The following is a 26,008-nucleotide window of genomic DNA, read 5'->3' on the forward strand; positions in this document are numbered from 1 at the left end:
TAACTACTTGTAATAGTAGACGGCGTTGCAGCGTTCTTCCATTGGTAAATGGATCTTTATTTTATTTCATCCTTGATGAAGCAACATAACAGGTAATTCTAAAACTCCATGACAAAAGTCACTGGCCCATCATTGCATAGGCTAACCTTCATATCTGCGCCAAAAACTCCATATTCAACGATAGGATGCATAGCTTTAGCAAGTTCAATTAATTCAGCAAATAATTGTTTTCCCTCCTCTGGGGGTGCAGCTCTGGAAAAGCCAGGACGTAAACCGCGGCTGGTATCCGCCATTAAGGTAAACTGCGGAACCAACAATAAACCACCTTCAATCTTCTTCAGATTTAAATTCATTTTTCCTTCATTATCAGAAAAAATGCGATATTGAAGACATTTAGTCAACATTTTACTCAATGTATCTGAGTTATCCTCAGGGGCAAAACCGCAGAGGATTAATAACCCCCCCTCAATTTTCCCCACGACCTTTTCATCAATTCGTACAGAAGCTTCTGTTACCCTTTGTATCACCGTTAACATCTTAAACCCCCTATATCATCACCAAAAAATGTCCATCAATCATATGTTTCGCCTTTATGGCAGATAAGGGTCTTTCTTGATGGCCATTTTTACTTCCCTTTATCCGCTTCATATTAATCTCCTATCTGGAACATCTTGCATATATCAAAACCACATAAAGACAATAATCCCCCTGAATGAATAAGCAGTTTATTGCCTTGAAGATGTTCATTGATGATTTTATGTCTTGCTTCGTAAAACAATTTTGCTGAATAAACAGGATCAAGCAATATGCCTTCTTCTTTGGCAATCTTTCTTATCTCATTTTTAATCTGCTGATTTACCGAACCAAACGCTTTGGCTGTCTGAGGATAAAAACATTTAACGGATTTTGGCTTTACTTCCATCCATTTAGATAGTTTTTCATAAAACAATGCTTCATTGTCTGCAAGTAATAAAACATGAATATAAGCAGAATGCTTCTTTTCTGTTAATGATTTAATCAAACCAATGGCGGAAAATCCCGTTCCCGCATCAATAAAAATATGTTGAAAGCCAATGTTCAATTCTTTTTCATTGCGAACAATATCATCCCCTAAAGTCATGGCGCCTGGCATAGCTTCCGCAACACTTGCGCCTTCCTTTAAGATAAAATAATTTTCTTTTAAATTTTTAGCATATTCTGACACCAAAGTTTCAACTGCAGGCCAGTTCTTTCTCTCAATCCATACGATATCTTCATCCTCTATAAACAAACGACTGAAGATATAATTCCCCTGATATATAGGCTTCCATGGTTTAATCAGAAAGGCGGTGATTTGCATTTTGTTTTCACGTGCCAGCTGAACAGCTGCCAATAAATTATTGGACTGTGGTCCGGCTATAACCAGCAAACGCTTTACTTGTTGTCGGATCAAAGCGGGTATCAGGGATGCATATTTCCTTAGTTTTGTACCACTGATAGTACATGAAAGCTCATCATCACGCTTAACATAGCAATTTTCCGGAAAACCATTTAGAGCCTGTACACGGGTATTTAAATTCCAAAAAGATGGATTCATGTGTATTTTCTGTCAATAGTTGGTGTTATTACAATGAAGACCGACTTTCGTCGGCCATTCAAATATTACAAATTTAAGATGCCTCTTGAATCTTTTCAGATTGTCTTCATCAAGATAAATTCAAGCGTTGCTTAATCCGGCATGAACTCAGGAAATTTCATTCACCGCTTTTAGCAAACGAAGCATCTCATTCTTACTCACAAATCCTGCTGCCTGCAATTGACTTAGTGGATTTCCCTGACCGTCAAAAAACATCAAGGTCGGTATACCATAAATACCATAATGTTTTTTAATACGGTTCACTTCCTCTGTTTTCTCGCTGATATCAACTCGAACATTCACTAGCTTGTTCATTGCCTGCTGTATTTCGGGTTGATTAAAAACGGTTTTATCCATGGCCTGGCAGTCACTGCACCAACCGGCAAAAAACTCAACAAACACTTTTTTATGCTCCTTTCTGGCCATATTGAGTTTTTCTTGCAGTTCAGCTTCACTGTGCACCAGAGTAAAAGCCGTTACCGGTTTTTCTGCTGAGACCTCAAAACTTGCCGTTACGGTATTATATGCAATTACTCCACCAGCCATCATGATGCAAACACCCATGATCTGGAAAAATTTTGCTGGTTTTCCAGTCTGTGTTTTTAAGCTTCCCATACTTATGCTGGAAATAATCAATAATGCTGCCCATAGCAAATTTGTAAGTCCATGTGGAAAAACTCTTGACAACATCCAAATGGCTATAGCCAGCATCATAAAACCAAACAATTGTTTAATTTTCAACATCCATGCACCCGTTTTTGGCAAAATTGAACCATATCCAGAACCCACAAGCAACAGTGGAATTCCCATTCCCAACGCCATAACAAAAAGAATTAGACCTCCCATCATGACCTCACCTTGCTGGCCAATGTAAGTCAAAACACCGATCAAAGGAGCAGTCACACAAGGAGAAACAACCAAGGTTGAAATAACCCCCATTAAGGCTACGGATATATAATTTTGTCGGCTACCAGATTGGCTTAGAGCATTTAGCCTGGTGTTTAATCTGGCAGGAAGGCGTAATTCAAATAGACCGAACATGGAAAGAGCCATTAAAACAAAGACGAGACTAAAGCCAATAATCACTGAAGGTGTCTGCATAATGGTTTGTATTGTGCTACCCATTAACCCTGTAAGCATACCCGCAACAGCATAAGTTATCGCCATACCTAAAACATAACTCAGCGAAAGCTTAAATGCCTTATCAGGAGATAATGATTGCTGCCCGACAATAATGCCGGACAAGATAGGTACCATGGGTAAGACACAAGGAGTAAAAGCCAATAAGATACCCAGGCCAAAAAATGCAGCCAAATAAACAATAGCACTGTGACCTTGTATGAATTGCATAATCATGGCTGGATTCGAACTTTCAAATCCAGGTGAAGACCAAACCATCTGCGATACCAGACATAATGCAAACAACATCGTTAAATGTTTAATGTTTTTCATATTTTTCCTTTCTATAAATTAATTAATATATTTCAGGTAAATCGTGTACTGAACAACATCCTTCTATGCATCATTAATAAACCTCTATCGTAAGAGGATTTGATAGCACTCTTGAGAATCGTCAGTACAAACCGCTGGTGTTAAGTTTCCTTGATCGCTCGCTATTTTTGATTTCATCCCGCATGATGCACCATTAAATGTGAGAGCATTGCTTTTTATCGCTACGCGGACAAAAATCTCTGAACTGAGAAACTCAACGAATAGTTGCTTTAGAAAGGAAAAATGGGAGGTTTATCGATAGATTCGATGGGTGAACGATATTTAAATTGAAAAAGAATAAAAATCAATAATCCTAAAAATAAAAAGGAATACAATTGTGCAGAGGCTTGCTCCTCCTGCAAATACCATGCGGAGAGCTGGCAGGAAGATGAAATCACTGAAGTACGTGAAGAGCATTCGTGATGAATGGAATATTGAGCACTTTTTGAAGGCGATGAATTCATTTCCATGAATAGCGTAGGTTTTATCAATACTAAAACCAGACTAAGCATGAATATTATTTGAAAAAATTTGGCTAAAATTTTCATGCTGACATTCTAACCTTTATTTTCTTAACTGTAAAATACCTGAAAAAAATTCAATATCAAGATATAAAGGGTATAAAAAAATAAATTTGCGGTATAAAATCATTTATCCTATATCTAAAAAGATAATTTGAACGCTTATTCAGACAAGGACGTATCCTATGTATACACTTTATTCTTTTGGCACACCTAATGGTTTTAAACCCACTATTATGCTTGAAGAGTTACAGGTTCCTTATAAAATTAAAATTGTGGATATCACTCAAGGCGAGCAATTTAATCCTGAATTTTTAAAGATATCACCGAACAATAAAATTCCTGCCATGCATGATGATGAAAATGATTTGAACCTGTTTGAAAGTGTGGCTATTTTACAATATTTAGCGGAAAAACATCAGCAATTTCTTCCCCAGGATCTGAAAAGTAAATTTACCGTTTTGCAATGGTGCTATTTTCAGGTAGGTCATATTGGTCCCATGTTTGGCCAGTACGGTCATTTTCACCGCTATGCGGATGAAGATATCCCTTATGCCAAAAAGCGTTATGCGGATGAATGTGAACGTTTGATGAGCGTTATGGAAAAACAGTTATTCAATCACCAGTTTATTAGTGGCTCAGCCTATACCATAGCCGACATGGCTATCTGGCCATGGTTTCATTGTTATCAACATTTTTATGAAAGCAAAGTCGATGAAGGCAAATTTCCCCATCTTATGCAATGGTATAAAAAGCTGGAACAACGAAAAACGATTCAAACAGCAATCAGCGCATATGGGGAAAAATAATCTTATAACCACCAAAAAAATTGAATAAAATCAATATTTAAATAAGTATTTTTTCAATCTCTGGCTTAGAGCATTTTTCGGATGTTTCCTTTCAAGACAAAGAGATCTGTAAATTTTCTTTTTGTAAAATATCAGTAAAATTCTAAATAAAAATTAATTCAAGCTGATAATTTATATTAGGATAAGCACTCAGATGAATATAGTAAATGAGCTAAAATTAATAAAGAGCACCCTCTGGAGTCGTATTATGATTAATAATCCACATAGTAAAGATCATTACAAATATCTTAATGAACTGTTAAACCTGGAAAATGAAAACCGCTTGGCTGCAAAAAAAGCCATCAACAATCAGCAAGAAGTTATTAAACAATTAAATACTAAAATTCAAGAAATACAAAATAAGAAAGAAAACATAACAGAACTGGAACAAGCCAATCTTGAAAAAATGAAGAGAGCTCTTGAAATTCTCGAAGATGAAGAAAAAAGAAAAAGATATGATACCGCATTAACCAGCCATCCTTCTATGGACTTAAAAACAGAAGACAAGAAAGGCATTAGCTTCGTCCCTCTCGTAGGTATAAAAGAGATCATCAATGAATTTGAGGATTTTAAAAAAGAACAAATGGATAAAAAAGATGAGAAAGGTCATCCTGTATTTCCAGAAGGAAGTTTCAAATATGAAAAATTAGATGGTCCATCTACTGTGCATGTATTTACCTTTCCTGATGAAGCTTCTGCAAATGAATTTATGCAACGATTATTTAATAAAAATATGGCAATGCTTCCCAACGGTTCACAAGATATCGAAGATGTAAAAAAAATGCGAAACCAGCAAAACCAACAGGAAATTAAAGAAAAAATGGGAGCTTTTAAAGAAGAAAAAATGAACTCACAACAAAAAGAAGAAAAAGAAGAAGAAAATGACTCTTCTTTAGTTAGCAAATTAAATTGACGATAAATTCGGATATCCTATAATCTAACAGATTAAGTAAAACCAATCAAAAATTGGACAATTCCTTCTTATGGAAAAGAAAAAAAAGGCTGTGTTGCTTTTTATTTGCTCGATACTTCTATTTGCGTTGAGCAGCCCTGCTTTAAAGCTACTCATTGATCACGGCAAAGAAATTGGACTTAAATTGAATTAGTTTCGACTTAATCTGACATAACCACTTGAAAAGGTGAGAGTTTCCGGTTTTGATAGAAGTGCAAACTTTAACAAAACCAAAAGGAAAACTCTCATGATAGATAATAACGTTAAAATTATTAAACACAAAGTTGGCTTACTAAATTTAGCTGAAGAATTAGGCAATGTATCGAAAGCCTGTAAGGTAATGGGTTTATCACGAGACACCTTCTATCGTTATAAATCAGCGGTAGAATCTGGTGGGGTAGATGCCTTATTTGATAAGTCACGAAGGCAACCTAATCACAAGAACCGTGTTGACGATTCTATAGAGCAAGCGGTAAAAGAGTACGCCATAGAATATCCAGCTCATGGTCAACTACGCACCAGTAATGAGTTGCGTAAGAAAGGGATTTTTGTATCCCCTAGTGGCGTTCGCAGCGTCTGGCTTAGGCATAATTTAGCTAACTTTAAAGACCGTTTGAAGGCACTTGAAGCCAAAGTAGCATCAGAGGGCATTATTCTCACAGAAGCACAAATTGCAGCTTTGGAGAAGAAGAAGTTTGATGATGAGGCTTGCGGCGAAATTGAAACAGCACATCCTGGCTATCTTGGTTCCCAAGATACATTCTATGTGGGAACTATCAAAGGAGTTGGCCGCATTTATCAGCAGACTTTTGTTGATACTTATAGCAAAGTGGCATTTGCCAAGCTCTATACAACAAAAACGCCTATTACATCAGCAGATCTCCTTAACGACAAGGTCTTGCCGTTCTTTGAGCAGCAGCAGTTACCTATGCTGCGTGTTTTAACTGACCGGGGTACAGAGTATTGTGGGAAAGTAGAACAGCATGACTATCAGCTTTATTTAGCTATTAACAACATTGATCACACGAAAACTAAAGCACAATCACCGCAAACAAACGGTATTTGTGAGCGTTTCCACAAAACGATTTTGCAGGAGTTTTATCAAATCACATTCCGTAAGAAAGTTTACGATGACATGGATGAACTGCAAAAAGATCTGGACGTATGGCTTCATTATTATAATAATGAGCGCACCCATCAAGGCAAAATGTGCTGTGGACGTACTCCAATGCAAACATTGATTGATGGCAAACAAATCTGGAAGGAAAAATTGATAGGCTGAATTTGACCTGACAGACACTTCTGAAAAACCGGTAACTGTCAGATCAAGTTTGAACTACTACACTTAAATATCCAGATGCTATCCGGTTTTGTAATGTTTTGTTCGTAGGTAATTTGTGCGCAGGCCTTGTTCCATTTTTATTTAAAAACCCAGCGGCTATTGCAAAAGAAGTTTGGTACATACCACGCCGAACCTTTTTATTTCTTATGGGAAGCACGTTTTTCACTTTTTTATATCCTATGTTAATTTATTTTGCGTTAGAACGTACCACGGTCATTAATGTCACGCTTATTTCGCAATTAGACGGCGTATTTTTCATTATTATCAGCACGTTAATTATTGGTATTAAAGTTTCGCGCAATGAAATTTGGGGATATTCCATTATTACCATTGGTACATTTTCTATTCTTTTCTATAAAAGCGGTTTTACTTTTCGAATCGGCGATTGGCTTGTTGTTCTGGCTACGATTTGTATTAATGCAATAGAGGTGATAGATAAAAGACTTATCGAGGATTGCTCTTTCATGACGATAACTTCCGTAACAAATTTATTTTCTGCGATTATTTTCTTTTGGATTACCTATCTTTCTTTTGGTTGGGAACACTTCCTAGGAGTTTTTCATGGCGAACTTTGGATAATTATGTTGGTTTATGCTGGCCTAACTATTGTGCTGGCTGATGTACTTTGGCTTAAGGCACTAAAATTGAATATTTCTTTAAATTTAGTGTCGAAACTTTCACTTCTATCACCTGCTATTACACTGCTTTTAGCATTTTTCTTATTAGATGAGATACCCACTAGTCCCGAAGTATTTGGAATAATAGTTATCTTTTTAGGGCTGTTTGTTACGGCTTTTGCTAAAGCTCGTCCGCGAAAATTGAAAACAAATTCGGTCAAAACTTAAAATCACAGGGAAAAATGGGGGATTACCCAATGAATATGACGACTTTGCAAATTTCTGCTGTAAACAACAAAAACCACCTTCGCCCACTGCATATGAGCTGCTGAAAAAACTCCGAACCCGGGGGTTCTAAATAAATTGAAGATTCCGTTCAACTTTATCTGCTTTGTCAGCGAAGTCTTCCATTTCAACTGCAACATCGCCTTTTCTGCCTCGATTTGCAAAAAATCCACCCTCTGCCAATAAACCTGTACCAGCAATGCTGACTCCTATTGCTGCTTTGGCCACCAATGCTGCTCCAATTTTTATCCCTGCAATAGATAAAGGGGTTGAAAATCCAGATGACAGGATGCCCAAAGTTATGGCCGTGCCTATCATACCTAAGCCAAGAACAGCTAACATGGCTGAGCAAGCCATCTTTCCCCAATTCCGATGTTTGCCTATCATGGCGGAAGTATTTTGAGCATGTCGTCTTATATTGTCTACGGTTGGATTGCATACTACATTTGTTGTTCCTTGTATATAACGAGTGGCTTGAGTGATTTTATCTGGTGTATCTAATTTACCTTCATGGGCCAGTTTTTGGAAAGAAACCAATACCTTTTTACCCGATTTTTTCAAGGATTTGATGTTATTATCTCGTTCGTTTCGATAATCTTGTGTTACATCATTTAATTCTTCACAAGCTTTAATGAAGTTATCCTGTCGACAACAATCTGCCCCAATACTCAGTAGTTTCTTTTTAAAATCAGTTTGATCCTGTAAATAGGCTGGAGCATCATCAAGCTCTACTTGTGCAATCATATTCATATATACAGATAAATTTTGTTTCGAAGATATAGTTGTGCTCCCTAATACATCGTCTATACTTTCTAATTCTTGTTGCTGTCCTTCTAAATAATTGATAAAAAGATATCGCGCATCAATAGTATTTTCCATAAAATACTTTGCTGACTGCCGCACATCTCTGTTGAAAAATTGATTTTTATCAATTAGCCCTAAATTAATACAAATTCTATCCCAGTGGAAAAAAGCATCCGAAAAATTTATTTTGTACTTTCCATCGTTTAATTGACTGGCTTCCAGAAACTCCTGATCTTTTTCTTTTATACGTTCTAAAGCGATAACATTTTCAAATGCTTTTGCATAGTATGCTGGGGGTATCCTTAATAAGTCTGACGCTATCAGATGCTTATCCCAATTTATTCTATAACCATTCTTAGGATGCGCCCCAGATTTGACCAATGACTCTATCATTTCTTTTGATTTAAATAATGCAGCCCAGTGCAGGGGCCTTAAGTAAGAGCTATCTTCTTCTTCAACTCCGATATCAAAACCTTCAGAGGAAAGAACACTGATTTCTTTTACTATATCTACTGCGCAGGTTTTAGTAGCCAAGAGCAAGGGGGTATTACCAAATGATTTTTCTTTTAGCCAGAATTGAAGCGTATCGGCATCAGTAGTTCTCAATAAAATTCGAAACACTTTAACATCACAATCTAAAATCGCATCATGCAGTGGATTGTTTGCTTGATTGTCATCTTTAAATAGAGATTGAGGTGTAGCTTTGGTTATGTCCGTAAACTGCTGTAAATTCAGGTTGACTTTTTAGGAGTGGAGTCATCGCTAAAATTCGGTACTATTGAGTTGTGAAAAACAATAACTATCGAAGGAGATTAGCGATGACGGATTACAATATTACAGTTGGAAAGGAATTGCTTCCAGAACTTTTATCAAGCCAGGATGGGCTCGCAAAGCTTGTTGAAGGTGTATTGAATCAGGTATTGGAGGCACAGGTGTCAGAAAGTCTGGGAGCAGACAAGCATGAACGTTCAGGTGAACGTATAGGCTATCGTAACGGTTACCGTCCAAGACAACTATACACTCGTGTGGGACCAGTCACTCTTCAAGTGCCGCAGACACGTGATGGCTCTTTTTCTACCGATATTTTTAAGCGCTATCAACGCAGTGAGCAGGCTTTTGTATTGGCTCTGATGGAAATGGTTGTTAATGGCGTATCAACCAGAAAAGTTAATAACATTACTGAAGAACTTTGCGGTGCTAGTTTTTCAAAGTCAACCGTCAGTCAACTGTGTTCTGGTCTTGATGCAAGAGTCAGAGCCTTCAACGAGCGTCGGTTTGATGGTGACAACTACCCATTTATCATGGTTGATGCGATGTTTATCAAGTGTCGTGATGGTGACAGAGTCGTGTCTCGAGCAGCCTTGACCATCTCGGGTATCAGAAGTGATGGCTACCGTGAAATACTGGGCCTTCGCATTGGTGACACTGAGAGCTATGCTACATGGGATGAAGCGTTTAAATGGCTAAAATCTCGTGGGCTAAAAGGCGTGATGTATGTTGTGTCAGACCAGCATGCAGGGCTTGTGGAAGCGGCTAGAAAGCACTTTCAAGGTGCAACCTGGCAACGATGCCAAGTTCACTTGATGCGCAACATCCTCGGGCACTGCTCTGTCAGACACCGCAAAGATGTTGCTGAAAAGGCAAAGCTTGTTTTTCAGGCACCTGATATGGAAGAAGCCAGGCGTAGACGCGATGATTTTATTGATGCCTTTGAGAAAAAAGCACCAAAATCAGTTACCTGCCTTGAGGAGGCTTTTGACGATGCCATGGTAGTTATGGCGTTGCCGGAGAAATACAGGAAGCGACTTCGCACCACCAACATGCAAGAGCGAATTAACGAGGAAATCAGGCGCCGAGAACGAGTGATAAGGATATTTCCTAATGATGATTCTGCATGGCGGCTGATTGGCGCTTTATTAGCTGAACAAAACGAGCAGTGGCAATCAAGGCGTTATCTTAATATGGACGAATTTAATGACTGGCTGGCTGAGAATGAAGCCGGAAAGTCTAATGTTGTAGGGATGAATGCTTTGACTAAATAACGTACTAACTTGATAGGCTGAATTAATGGGAATTTACAGCACTTTTTGGACTTGACCGTAGCTTTGTTAGGCATAATTTGAAATTAATAATTTTCTTAGATTAAATATTACACAAATTATTTAAAGAATTTATTAATTGTATGGCGGAAATTCGACATATACTGCGGTGGAGTTGTCACTATTAAACCGAACCATTCAGCATGAAAAAGATAACCAACTGATAATTCATCATTTTTAAAAAATTCTGCGCAATTTATTAACATTTAAAACCATCGATTTTTTAGATAATGCAATGAGGTATTGCGCTTTAATATCCTATTTACAAATAAACTATTTGGGGTAAACACTGACTTTTTGTTATAATATAAGGCATATTGCAAATATATTATTCCATCTTATGACAGTATTAATTTTAAAATTTTATTAATTAATTTGTGGATACAAACACAAAAACAAAATATCAGGATAATAAAATGAAACGTTTTCTTAATGGTCAGAAAATTAATGATTATAATGAATTAGATATATATCAAGCACTTTTTGATATCTATCCCACCATTGATATTCCTGATATTAACAATGAAGAAGAATTTTCTGATTGGTTATCAGCAATACAAACAGAACTTAATGAAAGATTAAGTGAGATCATTAAAGAGGCGAGAAACAAATATCCTCCGCAGATTAGAAAACCCTTTCCACCAGAAGAATATATCGATGATCCTCATTTTAATCCAATCTCTATATGGATAGATCCTCCTCAAGTACGTAACCCGCAATACGAAGAAGAGTATGCTGAATATGCAAGAAAGTTACGTGAATATGAGCAACATGTTAAAGACGTTAATATTAGCAGAAAGCAATATCTCATGGAACATGAAGATTATAGGAAAATTCGTGGTTTATTGGGTGTAATAAAACACTTTGAAAATGATTCAGTTCTTATTCCCGAATGGCAGAATATTCGCCAATCTTTCCATGAATTAGCCGACAACTCAAATACAAATAGACAAGGGCTGAGACGTTTACTGACTAAAATCGAACGAATAAATGACAAAGAAAAATCGGATGAAGACAAAATTATAGAATTTACATCAGAACTCCTTGATGAATATAAATTAATTTTGACGACAGGAGGTAAAGGAAGTTTAGGTTTTGAATCAAATAGCAGACTGGCAAAAGAATTTAGGCAGTTCTGTCAAGATCATTTATTTATAAACCTGCCTCGCAGTATAGAGAAAAGCACTGAGTTAAATCTACATAATGTCGATGCTGAAACTAATTTTTATTACATGATCAATGAAGATCGCGAGAAAAAAGATTTTTCCAATAACTACGGCATTTTTTATATAAAAAACAGCGATCAGTTACGTAATATTAATAGCTATGAATACTTGCGTTATATCGTAGAACACAATCTGGACTTTTTCGAAAATCCCGCTTCTTTCCCTCAAGACTTAAAGAAATTGTTTAACCAAATTTACAATGAATGTGAGGAATATAATGACTCATTCTCTTATGGTGATTTATATACTAAATTCATGTCAAAAATAGAAAGTTTTATACGAGAAGCCACTGATAAGGAAGAGTTAAGTAAGCTGGATGGTATTGTTGAATGTATTTATTTAAACGAAAATCATGCTCTCGAGAGAGCGCACACTATGATAGGGGAAGAACTATTAATTAATCAAACATCAGATGAATTTAATGTTGCGCTCAAAGAACGCATGAAAAAATCGGGTTATAAACGGAACAGCATCACCCCCGTTAAAAGAGAGGAAACATTAACCAGAGTATGGGATACTGCGCTCGCTCCAAGTTTTAAACCGCAAAGAACAACCAGTCAGCCTTCTGTTAAACATTATCAATATAAACAAGAATTGGACTTACCCATTGAAATCAGAATGGGTACACAAGCCCAACGGCATATACGTGATCCTATCGTAAGTCCCCTATTTAAGCGATATCTCGAAGTTCAGGAACAAAAGTATCCTGCAAGTATTACCCATATTTATTTCAACGGGCTGGGTTATTCCAATAAAGGACTAACTGGAAAAGCTAAGTTTGAGCGCAATATCGAAAAAGAAATGTCTTCAAAACTTCATGAATTAGAGAATGAGCATCCAAACGTCGTGGTGATTACCTTACCCGCTGATCTAGGTTTAATGAGTATAGAGAGACTGGAAAAGCAGTTTGTGCCCATTGAAAAAGAAGAATTTAAAGATTTTATAATCAAACTTGCAAGTGAAGATCCTAGTCTTTCAGAGGAGCTTAATGATTTCCATATCAGTCCCAAAGCTCGTGAATTAATTTTTGAAGATGATCAAGAAGCAATACTTGAAGAGCTTTATGACAATACTTTGCATGCATTAGGTCTTGAGAATAAAACCAGTTTTAGCTCAAGCGAACAACAAGCAATACTGTTTCATTTTTCAAAATATGAGTTAAAAAATTACATTATAGAAAAATTAAACCCAATTTCTATAAGTGATCAATGCAAGGATGGTATTGATAGAGCAGCAGTACAATCTCTTTATTATAATTTAATGAAATCGATTTTGTTAGAAAACCCGTTAACAAAAGAAGAATTCGAACGAGGAATGCATGCTGCTGCAGTCCTGGTAAAAGGAAGAGGTATGAATAATCATACCAAGCGATTTTGGAATGCTGTTAATCATTTAGTTCATGGTGAACATGCAGAATATATCAACAACAACTGTCCTTGGTTAGTTGAATGGGTGGAAAACAATCAACCTGATTTATCAAATTCGGATTCCTATGAAGACATACATGAGATAAATGTAGAGGAACATTGGGAAAACGTCCGTGATTCTTTTAAAGAGCTGGCTGAAAATGTACCTTCTAAAAGAAATAGCGCTAAAAGGTTGTTAGAGCAATTAGATGTTATCGAAAAGATGGATTTATCACCTGAAGGAAAAATCTATACCTTTACCGAAGCCATCCTCAAGGAGTACAGGCATATTTTAAGAAGCGGAGGTAAAGGACGCCTGGGTCTTGAGTCAAATAGTATTTTTGCTTCTGAGCTACACGAATTTTGTATTGATCACTTTGATATTCGCCTGCCTAAATCATTATCAAAAGGAGAAAAATTAAGTATAGATTCTCCAAATATTGCAAAGGGAGAAAAATTTAATTTAATTGCAAGAAATCCAAATCCAAAAATCCTAATCTTAGACATTGATAATTGTCTGAAAGTAAATGGGCAACTAAACCCTGCAATTATTGAGCATATCCAAAAAGAAAATTACGATGAAATCATTTTATTCACACAAAGAAGTCGCATCATTCAAAGGCCGGCAATATCCAGAGCTTATCATGATGAAACCGATTATTTTCCCACGACTTCAAGCATTGTGAACGAACTACAGGAGCTTACCGGTAAAGAGATTAAAGTTTCTACATCAATGGACCATTTATACGGTAAACCCACAAGCTATTTTTCTGAGCACTTAAATGAATTTGAAAATAAAGTATTACAAGATCCATTGATTGCTGAAGGGAGAACTTCTGAAGACATTTTAGACATTACGCAAGAGGAATTAGACCATATTAAAAATAGAATAAATGAAATATTAGCTGAGGATACAGATGAAGATATAAAAAAACAAAAGCTGGGTGAGATTATTGAACCTCATCTAATAGAGCAATTATTTGATGAATATGAACCTTTAGATTTAGATACAATTCAATTTGAGGCCGATAACGTGGATCTTATTCATCCACGCGGGAAAGTATTGCAGTTTCGATATTTGTGTGAAGATATTCAAAAGAGATATAGAAGTAATTCATGCACCATACACTATCTTGACGATAGCGAACATAATATTGAAGAGATACTCGATGCAAGTGATGAGTTACCCATCGCCCCCCTTTGTGCGCGAGTAGATCACGAAAATATTATTACGAATGAATATGGAGTTGGATTAATTTTAAATGATGACTATAGAGATGATTTTTTGCGTGATATACATCATCGTAATGGTGCGATAAAGCAAATAAATATTGATATTGATCATTCACTACTAAGTGAAGATGAAAAAAAGAAGGCCAGATCAAAACTGTTAGATTACCAGCTACATCATTTGGCTGAGATTGTTTCTTCTCCAAATGAAGACTTATGTCATGAAGGAGCAGAAGAACAGGCACACAAAGTATTAAAAGGGCTTTTCGAAACATTCGCATACACAAAATGGGACACCGGAAGTGGCGGCGTGAATATCGACATTCAAGATAAAAATGGTCTCGTAACACATCAAGCCACCGTACCTAAAAATATTGCGAAAATAATGAAAATGATTTCAAATGCATCTCTCGCTGAGTCAAATGGTAAAAACATAAGCTGGGTTAAATTATTGCATGCTGTTGAAAAATTAGGCTCAAAAGCCGCTGATAAAATCAGCCTTGGTAGAACCGGTATGACAAAACAGACATTTGCCTTTTTTAAAGAACAATATCAAAATACCGTGAGGCACCGTCATGAGAGTGAAAAAGATTTTCTTGCAAGATATACCCATCAAGACGCTGAGAAGATTACAAGAAGAGAAATAGAAAAACTTACCTCAACATTTTTTATTAGCAGAACCGGTGTTGAATTGCTTGACCTTTGTGGGGAGACCCCTCTCACCAATGGCAAGGAACTTCCTGATATATTTACAGAATCCTATGGAAGCAACCGAAAAACCGAAGAGGAATACCGCGCCCTGGATGAGCAATTAATAGAAGCGAGGGCATTATCCAGTAGTATGACTGAATACCGACAACAGGCTGAGAGTATACATTATGCAAATTGTACAACACTTGCTTGTTTTTTATGCGATGCATTGTTAGCCCAGGACATTGAGGCAAAAATATTTGGTTTGGGTGGAGCTCATCATTTTGTGATTGCAAAGGATGGTCATTCTGATTGGTTAATCGTAGCAGATCCATGGGCGAACACTCAGTTTAAGATTCAAATGGAAACTCCTGTTGATGATCTAGAAGAACTCTCAGCTAATGATCGTCTAAGGATTGCAGAGCAATATTATGTAGAGACTGGTTTGTATTCAAATTATCGAGAAAAATTAGATGAATTGATTGCTCTCAACCCAAATATAAGTGAGATCACTACTGAGTGTTATTTTCAAGTAACGGGAACAGAGCGCTTTTTCGAATTTGAAAATGTTCAGGAAAATAGTTTTAGCCTGTAAATAAGGTGTAGTAGTTCAAACTTGATCTGACAGTTACCGGTTTTTCAGAAGTGTCTGTCAGGTCAAATTCAGCCTATCAATTTTTCCTTCCAGATTTGTTTGCCATCAATCAATGTTTGCATTGGAGTACGTCCACAGCACATTTTGCCTTGATGGGTGCGCTCATTATTATAATAATGAAGCCATACGTCCAGATCTTTTTGCAGTTCATCCATGTCATCGTAAACTTTCTTACGGAATGTGATTTGATAAAACTCCTGCAAAATCGTTTTGTGGAAACGCTCACAAATACCGTTTGTTTGCGGTGATTGTGCTTTAGTTTTCGTGTGATCAATGTTGTTAATAGCTAAATAAAGCTGATAGTCATGCTGTTCTACTTTCCCACAATACTCTGTACCCCGGTCAGTTAAAACACGCAGCATAGGTAACTGCTGCTGCTCAAAGAACGGCAAGACCTTGTCGTTAAGGAGATCTGCTGATGTAATAGGCGTTTTTGTTGTATAGAGCTTGGCAAATGCCACTTTGCTATAAGTATCAACAAAAGTCTGCTGATAAATGCGGCCAACTCCTTTGATAGTTCCCACATAGAATGTATCTTGGGAACCAAGATAGCCAGGATGTGCTGTTTCAATTTCGCCGCAAGCCTCATCATCAAACTTCTTCTTCTCCAAAGCTGCAATTTGTGCTTCTGTGAGAATAATGCCCTCTGATGCTACTTTGGCTTCAAGTGCCTTCAAACGGTCTTTAAAGTTAGCTAAATTATGCCTAAGCCAGACGCTGCGAACGCCACTAGGGGATACAAAAATCCCTTTCTTACGCAACTCATTACTGGTGCGTAGTTGACCATGAGCTGGATATTCTATGGCGTACTCTTTTACCGCTTGCTCTATAGAATCGTCAACACGGTTCTTGTGATTAGGTTGCCTTCGTGACTTATCAAATAAGGCATCTACCCCACCAGATTCTACCGCTGATTTATAACGATAGAAGGTGTCTCGTGATAAACCCATTACCTTACAGGCTTTCGATACATTGCCTAATTCTTCAGCTAAATTTAGTAAGCCAACTTTGTGTTTAATAATTTTAACGTTATTATCTATCATGAGAGTTTTCCTTTTGGTTTTGTTAAAGTTTGCACTTCTATCAAAACCGGAAACTCTCACCTTTTCAAGTGGTTATGTCAGATTAAGTCGAAACTAATTCAAATAAGGTCCTGTTCTTTATTTATACCTCCTTTTTCACAAAACAAAGCATAAATTATTTGAATTAAATCAGTGAGTTATTTATTCCATTCCCTGTTTTTACTTTTTATGTCTTAAGTGCAAAACTTTATTTTGCAAAGAGCTGATGGCAACTATACGACAGTCCATTAATTTTTTATTAATAAACGAAATTTACAATCCCTTATACACAGTCGTCTACCCAAGTCACTCACACAAAATCATAATTTCAGTAGGAACCTGCCATGAATGCAAATGAAATAAAACAAATCTTAATCACCTTGTACCAACAGTTGTCTGAATTTTTTACCATCTACAATAATATGACCCTGGTGAGCCAGCGGGTTATTCAGTCTGAAGAAATCAAATGGGCCGACAGTAAACAAAGTGAACTTAATCAATCCTATGAAATCCTGAGTAAAAACGTTCTCTCCGATACAATGCTTGATGGGAATAATATTGAAACCATTATCACTGAGCAAATTGAACTCCTGCGTCAACTTGATTTTGAAAATGACGCTACAGAAAAAGAGCATGAATCATTGCTAAAGTGTCTCTCTACAATTTCCACCATAATGGAAAAATTAAGCTCTTTTCATCGTTATGAACAAACATCCAATCCAGAATTTACCAATCAAATGGCAGCTATGTTGCATACTCGTTTATTTAGTAAAAGCATGCAGCATTTGCTTTCAGGAATTGAAGATAAAAATCAATGGATACCATTAAACAATGACAGCACGATTCCTAACTTATTTACCGTGCGAATGAGTACCTTACTTTCGGAAATGCTGCGCGTCTCTCAAAAGTTACAGCTCGAGCAACCCTCAGAAATTAAAAATACAGTTAATCGATTAAAAGAAAAAACAGAAAATCTGTCTAAAAAATACAAAAAGATTTTGTTTTTAGGCGAAATTCTGGATGAATATATCGATGCCATGCTTAACACTGTATTGCAACCCAGTAATGGCAGTGAACAGGATGATGTGGAACAATATTTCAACGCCCTAAAAGAATTAAAAATTGATGAACAACTTACTTTAGATTCAATTAAAGTAGCCATGTCTACTTCTTTATTTAATTCTATGTTAGGAAGCACCTCTCATGTTCAAGATTCTATTGTTATTTCAAATATTCAAAGTTTAACTTCATCGCTCCTTGAAAACAGTGATTTACCTTATGAAGACACCAGATCGAGTCTGTTTCCATATATTATTTTAACAAAAGATAAAATTATTAAGGGAATAGATGATCGTCATTTTGAAACGGTAAAAAATCAATTACAAACTTTACATGTATTTTATATCAGCTTTCTTTCAGAGTATTTTAAAAGCGAAGAGCTTGATCCGGCGGGCATTCAACAGCTGTTTTATGCTTTAGAAGAAATACAAAAGGCCTTACTTGATGCCGGAATCCCTGTACCCAACGCCAAACCAAATAAAATGCTCGAGGCTATTCAAGTCTATCAACGCCTTAATGTTGCGGACAATTCTCTCAGGCCACATGATTCCATTGATGAGTTGATTGTCGATCATTCATTGACTGGCATTGTTGATTATAAATTAATCGGGAAGGGAAATCGTGGAGTGGTGTATTCACTGTACACTGAAAACAATGAATTAGGCGATAAATGCTTAAAAACCGATGAAGATCCCATACGGGCATCCCATGAATACAATATACTTAAAAAACTCAACAAAAATAAGCAATTAAAGATATACAGGCTCAAAGGCTCTTTTGCCTTTGAAATTCCAAGAGCACCGGGCAGCTCTGCTCAAGATTATTTTAATCAGGAAAGAACAGATGAAGAAAAAGAACAATTTCTCCAATCTCTATTTTCAAAGCTTTTAGAACTCCACGAACATGGCATAATCCACCGCGATTTGAAGCTGGATAATATTTTTTATGAGCCTGAAACACAAACCTGTACTATTATTGACTTTGGCCGGGCGATAAACATCGATGACAGTGATCCACAATACAGCTTGTTTGACTCCTTTCAAAGTTCAAATACAGCTTACAAAATATTTAGAAAGATACAATTATCTCTGCAGCCACATGTTGCGCCAGAGTACATGGACCCCAACGCCTCGAGTGACACAATAGGCCCCTGGTCTGATTACTATTCATTTGGAGTGATTGCAGAATTATTGCTTCCTGGTAACCATAATTATCCAGATGCTCTATTTGAGGATCCTGCTTTGCGGAGAGAAGCATATCAATGGCAAAAAAGTCTCTTTATTGGTAATGAGTCATCTATTGATGTTGACCCATTCTCTAAGGAAGAGGATTCATCATTAGAGGATTCTACTGTGAGGAGCAAGGCTTATGAAAGTCAAAAAACTCTCTTTATTGATGAATCCTCTATTGATATTGATGATTTCTTTAATGAAGAAGACTCCTCTAACGAGAATTATTCATTTAAACTCAATCAGGACGAAGTAATAAAATTCATTCAATTTAAAAAAATCAGTAAAATAATTAACATGGGCGCCATCGCACTAAAAGATTATTGCGATAAGGCCAAAAACTTTGATCGTTCAATGTTTTTCAAACATAATGCTAATGGAAGAAAAATCGCCCTTCAAGCAATGGAAGCCTGGAATAAAGACCTATGGCATTGCCTGTCTACCTATAATAATCAAATCACTGACGGCCAAGATGCCACTGAGTGTTTAAATATTTTAAATCAAGAAATCAAACGATCCTTCTTAAAATTATTTAAAAACATAAAATCCAGTAGCCACAAAAAACATTCCTTCCGAAATTATGTTTTTGTCTTGGCACAAGATATTCAAACTACATTTGATCTAGATCTTGTCATCGGCAAGGAGCATTTAAAAAGCGCTCATTTGGCAGAAGGAAGTTCCAAATCCTATGATGATTCTACATCTGTCATGGATGATGAATACGATATTCAGGAAGGAAATTATTTTAATCAGATTCAGGAAACAAACCTGTCAAAGCAGGATTGGGACAAGATAATTTCAGACCTTAAATCTGAATATCCTTCAGATTCAAACGGCTCAGATCTGTCACTGGCAGAGCAGCTCGCATGGGTTAGAGGAGGACGATAAATTTAGATGCAATAGACCGCGGTTGTTGATGCCGCGGTAATTCGTAGGCTTAACTTTCAACTTATCAATTCGTAGAGGATTCTGATAAACATAACGCTACCAATATCTTTTAACCTATTTGCTTTTACTGGCAAAATGAATATTATAGGTTATTCTTTTTTGTTCTCCAACTTGTTCCTGTAGGACCATCTTCCAGTTCAATTCCTTTTAAAATCAGTAAATCCCTTATTTCATCTGCTTTTTGCCAGTTGCGTTGGGCACGGGCTTCCAGTCGTTGTTGAATCAAGTCTTCTATCTCTTTTTTATCAACTTCTTTAAGACCACCCTGCAAGAAAGAAATAGCGGAACTCTGCATAATACCTAATATGGAAGCCATATGTTTTAAGGTTGCTACTAAGACGGGATCATATCTTTTATTCACTTCGTGACTTAGTTGAAACATAACAGATAAAGCCTCAGGCGTATTAAAATCATCATTCATGGCCTCATTAAATTGGCTCAGCCATTGCTCATCGAGATGTTGTGCATGATCTTCTAAAGGTACATCTTTAATGGTTTGGTATAGTCGAGTTAATCCTCTGGCAGCATTGTGCAGGTTTTCTTCAGAATAATTGAGAGGACTGCGATAATGACTGCTTAATAGAAAATAACGAACCACCTCAGAATGATGTACTTTTAAAACATCCTGAATGGTGAAAAAATTTCCTAAGGATTTGGCCATTTTTTCATTATTGACTTGTAACATCCCTACATGAATCCAATAATTTGCAAGGGCTTTACCACTAACAGCTTCACTTTGAGCAATTTCATTTTCATGATGAGGAAACTGCAAATCCAATCCTCCTCCATGAATGTCAAAATGTTCCCCAAGCTCATGCATGGACATGGCAGAGCATTCAATGTGCCACCCCGGCCTACCCTCACCCCAGGGCGAAGGCCAACTGGGCTCTGCGAGTTTTGCCTTTTTCCATAAAACAAAATCGAGCGGAGAGCGTTTTTCCTTAACAATGTCTACGCGAGCACCAGACATTAAACCCTCAATGTCTTTATGAGACAATTTTCCATAATCCTTAAACTTCTCTACCTGATAACAGACATCTCCATTTTCACTGATATAGGCATACCCTTTTTTGAGCAGACGCTCAATTAACTGGATAATGGAATCGATATGTGTAGTAGCACGAGGTTCGATATCTGGCAGAAGAATGTTTAAAGCCCGCATATCCTCATGCATGGCGGTGATATATTGCTCGGTCAATGCTTCTATGGATATATTTCTTTCTGCAGCACGGGCAATGATCTTATCATCAATATCGGTAATATTACGGACAAATTTAACCTTAAAGCCCTGGGAGCGCAAAAACCTGACCATGACATCAAAGCAAACCATTGAGCGAGCATGCCCTAGATGGCAACGATCATAAACGGTAATGCCACATACATAAAGCCCAATTTTCCCGGGTGTTATGGGTTTAAACTTTTCCTTGGTACGTGTTAATGAATTATATACCTGTAACATTTATGATCCCCTTAACTTATTTTTCCCCAGGTATCTTTCAAGTCTACCACGCGGTGAAAAGCCTGAACTTTTCTCTCAGTAACTTTGTTGACGCAATAATAACCCAGTCGCTCAAATTGAAAAACCTCACCTTCCGGCTGAAAAGCCAGTGAAGGCTCGCAAAATCCTTTCTGCTCCTTCAGTGAATCATGATTTAAAAACTGAAAATAATCCTCTTCTCGGGCAGGATTTGGATCATTAAATAGACGGTCGTATTGATAAATAGTCACTGGATAAGCATATTTACAACTTACCCAATGTATAACACCCTTCACTTTTCTACCTTCAGGCTTTTGACCCAGTGTTTTTTCATCATAAGTACAACGCAATTCAATCACTTGACCTTTATCATCATATACGGCGCGTTCGCATTTAATAACATAGGCATGTCTTAAGCGCACTTCGGCTCCAGGCGAAAGTCTGAAATAATTTTTTGGCGGATTTTCCATAAAATCATTTCGATCAATGTATATTTCCCGCGTAAAGGGTAAAGTACGATGTCCTAAATCAGGATTATTTTGCGAATAATTTACAGAAAATTCTTCAACTTTATCTTCCGGGTAATTTTCAATAATCACCTTGATAGGACTAGTCACACAAAGTGCTCTTTTAGCCGTAAGATTTAATTCATTACGTACACACTCTTCCAAAAGGGACATATCTATCACCGAGTCACTGCGAGATACACCTATCATTTCACAAAATTGACGAATGGCAGCAGGTGGATAACCACGTTTTTTCATGCCTTTTAATGTTGGCATACGTGGATCATCCCATCCACTTACCACCTTTTTTTCAACCAGTTCACGTAATTTACGTTTACTGGTTACTGTATGAGATAAATTTAATCGGGCAAACTCAGTTTGCACGGGTTTTGAAGGCACAGGCAAATGATGAATAAACCAATCGTATAAAGGCCTGTGATCCTGGAATTCAAGGGTACAAAGTGAATGGGTAATATACTCCAAAGCATCGGAGACAGGATGAGCATAATCATACATGGGATAAATACACCACTCATCGCCTGTGCGTTGATGATGAACATGGCGAATTCGATACATGACCGGATCCCTCATGTTAATATTACCGGAAGACATGTCTATTTTAGCCCGCAATACATAGGCACCATCGGCAAATTCACCGGCTTTCATTCTTTCAAATAACTCTAAGTTTTCCTCAACAGGACGGTTACGCTGCGGACTTTCTATTCCCCGTTCCTGCAAAGTTCCCCTGTAGGCACGAATCTCAGCCATGGATAAGCTGTCAACATAAGCCTTACCCTGCTTGATTAAATGAACAGCATATTCATAAAGTTTCTGATAATAATCAGAAGAGTAAGTAATGTCGTGCCACTGATAACCGAGCCATTTGACATCATCAATAATGGCCTCCACAAATTCTTTTTCTTCTTTTATGGGATTGGTGTCATCAAAGCGCAAATAACATCGTCCGTTAAATTCTCTGGCCAATTCAAAATTCAGGCAAATCGATTTGGCATGTCCAATGTGAAGATAACCATTTGGCTCGGGAGGAAAACGGGTTACGATCGCTTCATACTGTCCAGAAGCCAAGTCATCTTTTATTAACTGGCGAATAAAATGTGGTCGTTTTTCAATTACATCTGTCATCATTATTTTCCATTATAGTCAATGGCTTTTCTCATATTACCTATAAGTGTAACACCGGCACGAATATCCTTTTGATCTTTTTCATAAGCCGTTAAAATTTGAGAAATAAGTGCGGCACCGACAATCACACCATCAGCAAATTCAGATACCTTTTTTGCCATTTCTGCTGTTTTTATACCGAATCCTACCATCAGAGGTAAATCCGTTTGTGACTTTCTGCGCATATAATCCGATTTGACCTGCTCTATATCAAATGTATCTGCTCCTGTCACACCCTTTAGCGATACATAATACAGATAACCTTTTCCATATTGATTAATCTTTTTCATACGGTTATCTGAAGTGGTCGGTGAACATAAATATATACTGTATAAATTATTTTTTTCCCATATATTTGCTACAGTCTCCGTTTCCTCGGGCGGTAAATCCACCAAAATCGTACCGTCAACGCCAGATTTCTTTGCATCGCGGGCAAAATTCTCATAACCGTATTGCTCAACAGGATTAAGATAACCCATAAGCACGATGGGGGTTTCACCATCTTGTTTTCGGAATTCAACCACCATGTTCAATACATCGTTGCAGTTTACCTCAAAAGCAAGCGCTCTTTCCATAGCTGACTGGATGGCAGGCCCTTCTGCCATGGGATCAGAAAATGGAATTCCAAGCTCAATGATATCAGCGCCTTCCTGAACGAGATAATGCATTAATTGAACCGTTAAATCCGGACGTGGATCTCCTGCAGTGATATAGGGACTCAACATTTTCCGATGATTATCCTTTAAATAGGAAAGCTTTTTATCAATTCGATTCATAACGTATCCCAAAATAAATTGAAAAGAAAATCATAACTTACTCATGTTACGCAGCACAGTATTTTATAGACCATCTTTGATAAACATCGAAATGAAAAAACGCTTTTCAAGTTCGTCAAAAACATTGGCTTTATTGAAAATTTGGCAAAAGTCTCGGTTTGCGGTGTCGGTTATATCGTTACTCCGTCTATACTTGCAACCGTATGAATATCCTTATCGCCACGGCCTGATAAATTTACAATAACATGTTGATCCGATTTCATCGTTTTGGCCAACTTCATCGCATAGGCTACTGCATGGCTGGATTCAAGTGCAGGGATGATGCCTTCAACCCTCGTTAAAGTATGAAATGCTGATAATGCTTCATCATCATTAATAGCCACGTAATTTACACGTCCAATGTCTTTCAAATAAGCATGTTCCGGCCCTACTCCTGGATAATCCAGACCCGCAGAAATAGAGTAAGTATCTTGAACCTGACCGTTTTTATCACATAAAAGATAGGTACGATTGCCATGTAAAACGCCTGGCTTTCCAGCTAACAAGGAGGCCGCATGCTCCCCTGTTTGCAAACCTTTGCCGCCAGCCTCTACACCGTACATGCGCACTGAAGCATCCTCAAGAAAGGGATAAAATAATCCAATTGCATTTGAACCACCACCGACACAAGCTACAAGCGCATCAGGTAATCGACCTATCTTTGTCAACAATTGTTCACGTACTTCACGACCAATGACTGCCTGAAAATCCCGCACCATTTTTGGATAAGGATGCGGTCCTGCAACGGTACCAATAATATAAAAGGTATCATCCACATGAGTCACCCAATCTCTCATCGCTTCATTCAGTGCATCTTTTAAAGTTCTGGAACCAGAATCCACTGATATAACCTCAGCACCTAATAATTTCATCCGATAAACATTACTGGATTGGCGCTTGATGTCCTCTGAGCCCATATAAACGACACATTCCATTCCCAGCTTGGCTGCCACTGTGGCGGAGGCTACACCGTGCTGGCCAGCACCAGTTTCAGCAATGATTCTTTTTTTTCCCATCCGTTTGGCCAACAGAGCCTGACCTACCGTATTGTTAATTTTATGCGCACCAGTATGGTTTAAATCTTCTCGCTTTAAATAAATTTGTGCACCCCCTGCCTGTTCACTTAAACGATGAGCATGATAAAGAGGTGAAGGACGACCAACATAATCTGTTAACTCTTGCTGCAATTCTTCAAGAAAAGCAGGATCATCATGATAATTCTGATACGCCTCCTGCAATTGTTGAAGGGCATTCATCAAGGTATCAGCAACAAACATCCCACCGTAAGGGCCAAAATGTCCGTGTTCATCAGGAAGTTGTTTATTGATCATTGTTCACTCTCATTAATTTTACAAAACGTTTCATTTTATCATGGTCTTTAATGCCAGGTGATAGTTCTACGCCGCTACAAACATCAACAGCATAAGGATTATACTGCAAAGCCCTTTTAATATTAGCGTCATTCAGCCCGCCTGCCAAAATATATGGCTTGGGCAAGATCTCGGGAATCATCTGCCAATCAAAAGTCCGCCCTGTCCCACCATGTATCTTTGTGGAAGGTGTATCAAGCAATATTGCCGATGATGAACGATAGGACTGCGCCGACTCTGTGAGGATCTCTGATGTGTTTGCTGCCACGGCTTTAATATAAGGAAAATTAAACTGCTCGCAAAACTCGGGAGATTCGTTTCCATGAAACTGTAATAATTGTACTGGAATTTCTTGCAAAATTTGCTTTACCCGATCCGGTTTAGGATTGACCAGTACAGCGACAGCATCAATAAAAGGGGGAATATCGGATAATAAATATTTAGCTTTTTGAACCGTTACACAACGAGAACTTTCCGAAGCAAAGATCAACCCAATTGCATCAACCCCAAGAGACGTAGCGAGAATAATATCCTCTTTTCGAGTCATTCCACAAAATTTAATCCGGATCCTCGACATGCA

At 37.4% G+C, this 26,008-nt stretch carries 16 protein-coding genes and 2 pseudogenes; 7 read left to right on the forward strand and 11 right to left on the reverse strand.

Annotated elements, in window-relative coordinates:
* Positions 1-98: 98 nt before the first annotated feature.
* From dtd to E4T55_RS01205, 4 genes are all read right to left on the reverse strand, one after another.
* Complete coding sequence (gene dtd, locus E4T55_RS01190; RefSeq protein ID WP_058501494.1) at positions 99-536, reverse strand: D-aminoacyl-tRNA deacylase; 438 nt, start codon at positions 534-536, stop codon at positions 99-101.
* 113 nt (positions 537-649) lie between these two features.
* Complete coding sequence (locus E4T55_RS01195; RefSeq protein ID WP_058501495.1) at positions 650-1,576, reverse strand: pyridoxal-phosphate dependent enzyme; 927 nt, start codon at positions 1,574-1,576, stop codon at positions 650-652.
* Between the two features lie 147 nt (positions 1,577-1,723).
* Positions 1,724-3,067, reverse strand: a complete 1,344-nt coding sequence (dsbD, locus tag E4T55_RS01200) for a protein-disulfide reductase DsbD (RefSeq protein WP_058501496.1) — start codon at positions 3,065-3,067, stop codon at positions 1,724-1,726.
* Positions 3,068-3,336: 269 nt separating this feature from the next.
* The gene (locus tag E4T55_RS01205; RefSeq protein WP_058501497.1) at positions 3,337-3,654 is read right to left on the reverse strand and encodes a lpg1681 family protein; all 318 of its coding nucleotides are present in this window, start codon (positions 3,652-3,654) and stop codon (positions 3,337-3,339) included.
* 158 nt (positions 3,655-3,812) lie between these two features.
* Here E4T55_RS01205 and E4T55_RS01210 point away from each other — a divergent pair, with 158 nt between their 5' ends.
* From E4T55_RS01210 to E4T55_RS01225, 4 genes and pseudogenes are all read left to right on the forward strand, one after another.
* Positions 3,813-4,436: a glutathione S-transferase family protein gene (locus tag E4T55_RS01210; RefSeq protein WP_058501498.1), complete on the forward strand. Its 624-nt coding sequence runs from the start codon at positions 3,813-3,815 to the stop codon at positions 4,434-4,436.
* A gap of 247 nt (positions 4,437-4,683) precedes the next feature.
* Positions 4,684-5,388, forward strand: coding sequence for a hypothetical protein (locus E4T55_RS01215; RefSeq protein ID WP_058501499.1), 705 nt, complete (start codon positions 4,684-4,686; stop codon positions 5,386-5,388).
* 286 nt (positions 5,389-5,674) lie between these two features.
* A pseudogene (locus E4T55_RS01220) lies at positions 5,675-6,776 on the forward strand (IS481 family transposase).
* 31 nt (positions 6,777-6,807) lie between these two features.
* Entirely contained in the window at positions 6,808-7,614 is an 807-nt protein-coding gene (locus tag E4T55_RS01225) for a DMT family transporter (RefSeq protein WP_082636543.1), read from the forward strand.
* 126 nt (positions 7,615-7,740) lie between these two features.
* Here E4T55_RS01225 and E4T55_RS01230 read toward each other — a convergent pair whose 3' ends face one another.
* Positions 7,741-9,096 carry an ankyrin repeat domain-containing protein gene (locus E4T55_RS01230; RefSeq protein ID WP_058502118.1) on the reverse strand — a complete coding sequence of 452 codons (1,356 nt, stop codon included), beginning with the start codon at positions 9,094-9,096 and terminating at the stop codon, positions 7,741-7,743.
* A 197-nt stretch (positions 9,097-9,293) separates the two neighbouring features.
* Here E4T55_RS01230 and E4T55_RS01235 point away from each other — a divergent pair, with 197 nt between their 5' ends.
* Complete coding sequence (locus tag E4T55_RS01235; RefSeq protein ID WP_115325208.1) at positions 9,294-10,517, forward strand: IS256 family transposase; 1,224 nt, start codon at positions 9,294-9,296, stop codon at positions 10,515-10,517.
* Between the two features lie 473 nt (positions 10,518-10,990).
* Positions 10,991-15,721, forward strand: coding sequence for a hypothetical protein (locus tag E4T55_RS01240; protein WP_058501834.1), 4,731 nt, complete (start codon positions 10,991-10,993; stop codon positions 15,719-15,721).
* On the opposite strand, the pseudogene E4T55_RS01245 reads toward E4T55_RS01240, so the two are convergent.
* Positions 15,711-16,824 (reverse strand): annotated as a pseudogene (locus E4T55_RS01245) (IS481 family transposase). The gene E4T55_RS01240 and the pseudogene E4T55_RS01245 sit on opposite strands and share 11 nt — an antisense overlap.
* A gap of 362 nt (positions 16,825-17,186) precedes the next feature.
* Here E4T55_RS01245 and E4T55_RS01250 point away from each other — a divergent pair.
* Positions 17,187-20,018 carry a protein kinase domain-containing protein gene (locus E4T55_RS01250; RefSeq protein ID WP_058501691.1) on the forward strand — a complete coding sequence of 944 codons (2,832 nt, stop codon included), beginning with the start codon at positions 17,187-17,189 and terminating at the stop codon, positions 20,016-20,018.
* 142 nt (positions 20,019-20,160) lie between these two features.
* On the opposite strand, the gene cysS is transcribed toward E4T55_RS01250, so the two are convergent.
* From cysS to E4T55_RS01275, 5 genes are all read right to left on the reverse strand, one after another.
* Complete coding sequence (gene cysS / locus E4T55_RS01255) at positions 20,161-21,537, reverse strand: cysteine--tRNA ligase (protein WP_058501690.1); 1,377 nt, start codon at positions 21,535-21,537, stop codon at positions 20,161-20,163.
* Positions 21,538-21,548: 11 nt separating this feature from the next.
* A complete protein-coding gene (locus E4T55_RS01260; protein WP_058501689.1) occupies positions 21,549-23,204 on the reverse strand; it encodes a glutamine--tRNA ligase/YqeY domain fusion protein in 1,656 nt (551 codons plus the stop codon).
* A gap of 2 nt (positions 23,205-23,206) precedes the next feature.
* Positions 23,207-24,019, reverse strand: a complete 813-nt coding sequence (trpA, locus tag E4T55_RS01265; RefSeq protein ID WP_058501688.1) for a tryptophan synthase subunit alpha — start codon at positions 24,017-24,019, stop codon at positions 23,207-23,209.
* A 170-nt stretch (positions 24,020-24,189) separates the two neighbouring features.
* A complete protein-coding gene (gene trpB, locus E4T55_RS01270) occupies positions 24,190-25,389 on the reverse strand; it encodes a tryptophan synthase subunit beta (protein ID WP_058501687.1) in 1,200 nt (399 codons plus the stop codon).
* A complete protein-coding gene (locus tag E4T55_RS01275; RefSeq protein WP_058501686.1) occupies positions 25,379-26,005 on the reverse strand; it encodes a phosphoribosylanthranilate isomerase in 627 nt (208 codons plus the stop codon). The genes trpB and E4T55_RS01275 overlap by 11 nt, the downstream gene beginning before the upstream one ends.
* Positions 26,006-26,008: the final 3 nt, after the last annotated feature.

It is taken from the genome of Legionella israelensis (assembly GCF_004571175.1).
Taxonomy (GTDB): domain Bacteria; phylum Pseudomonadota; class Gammaproteobacteria; order Legionellales; family Legionellaceae; genus Legionella_D; species Legionella_D israelensis.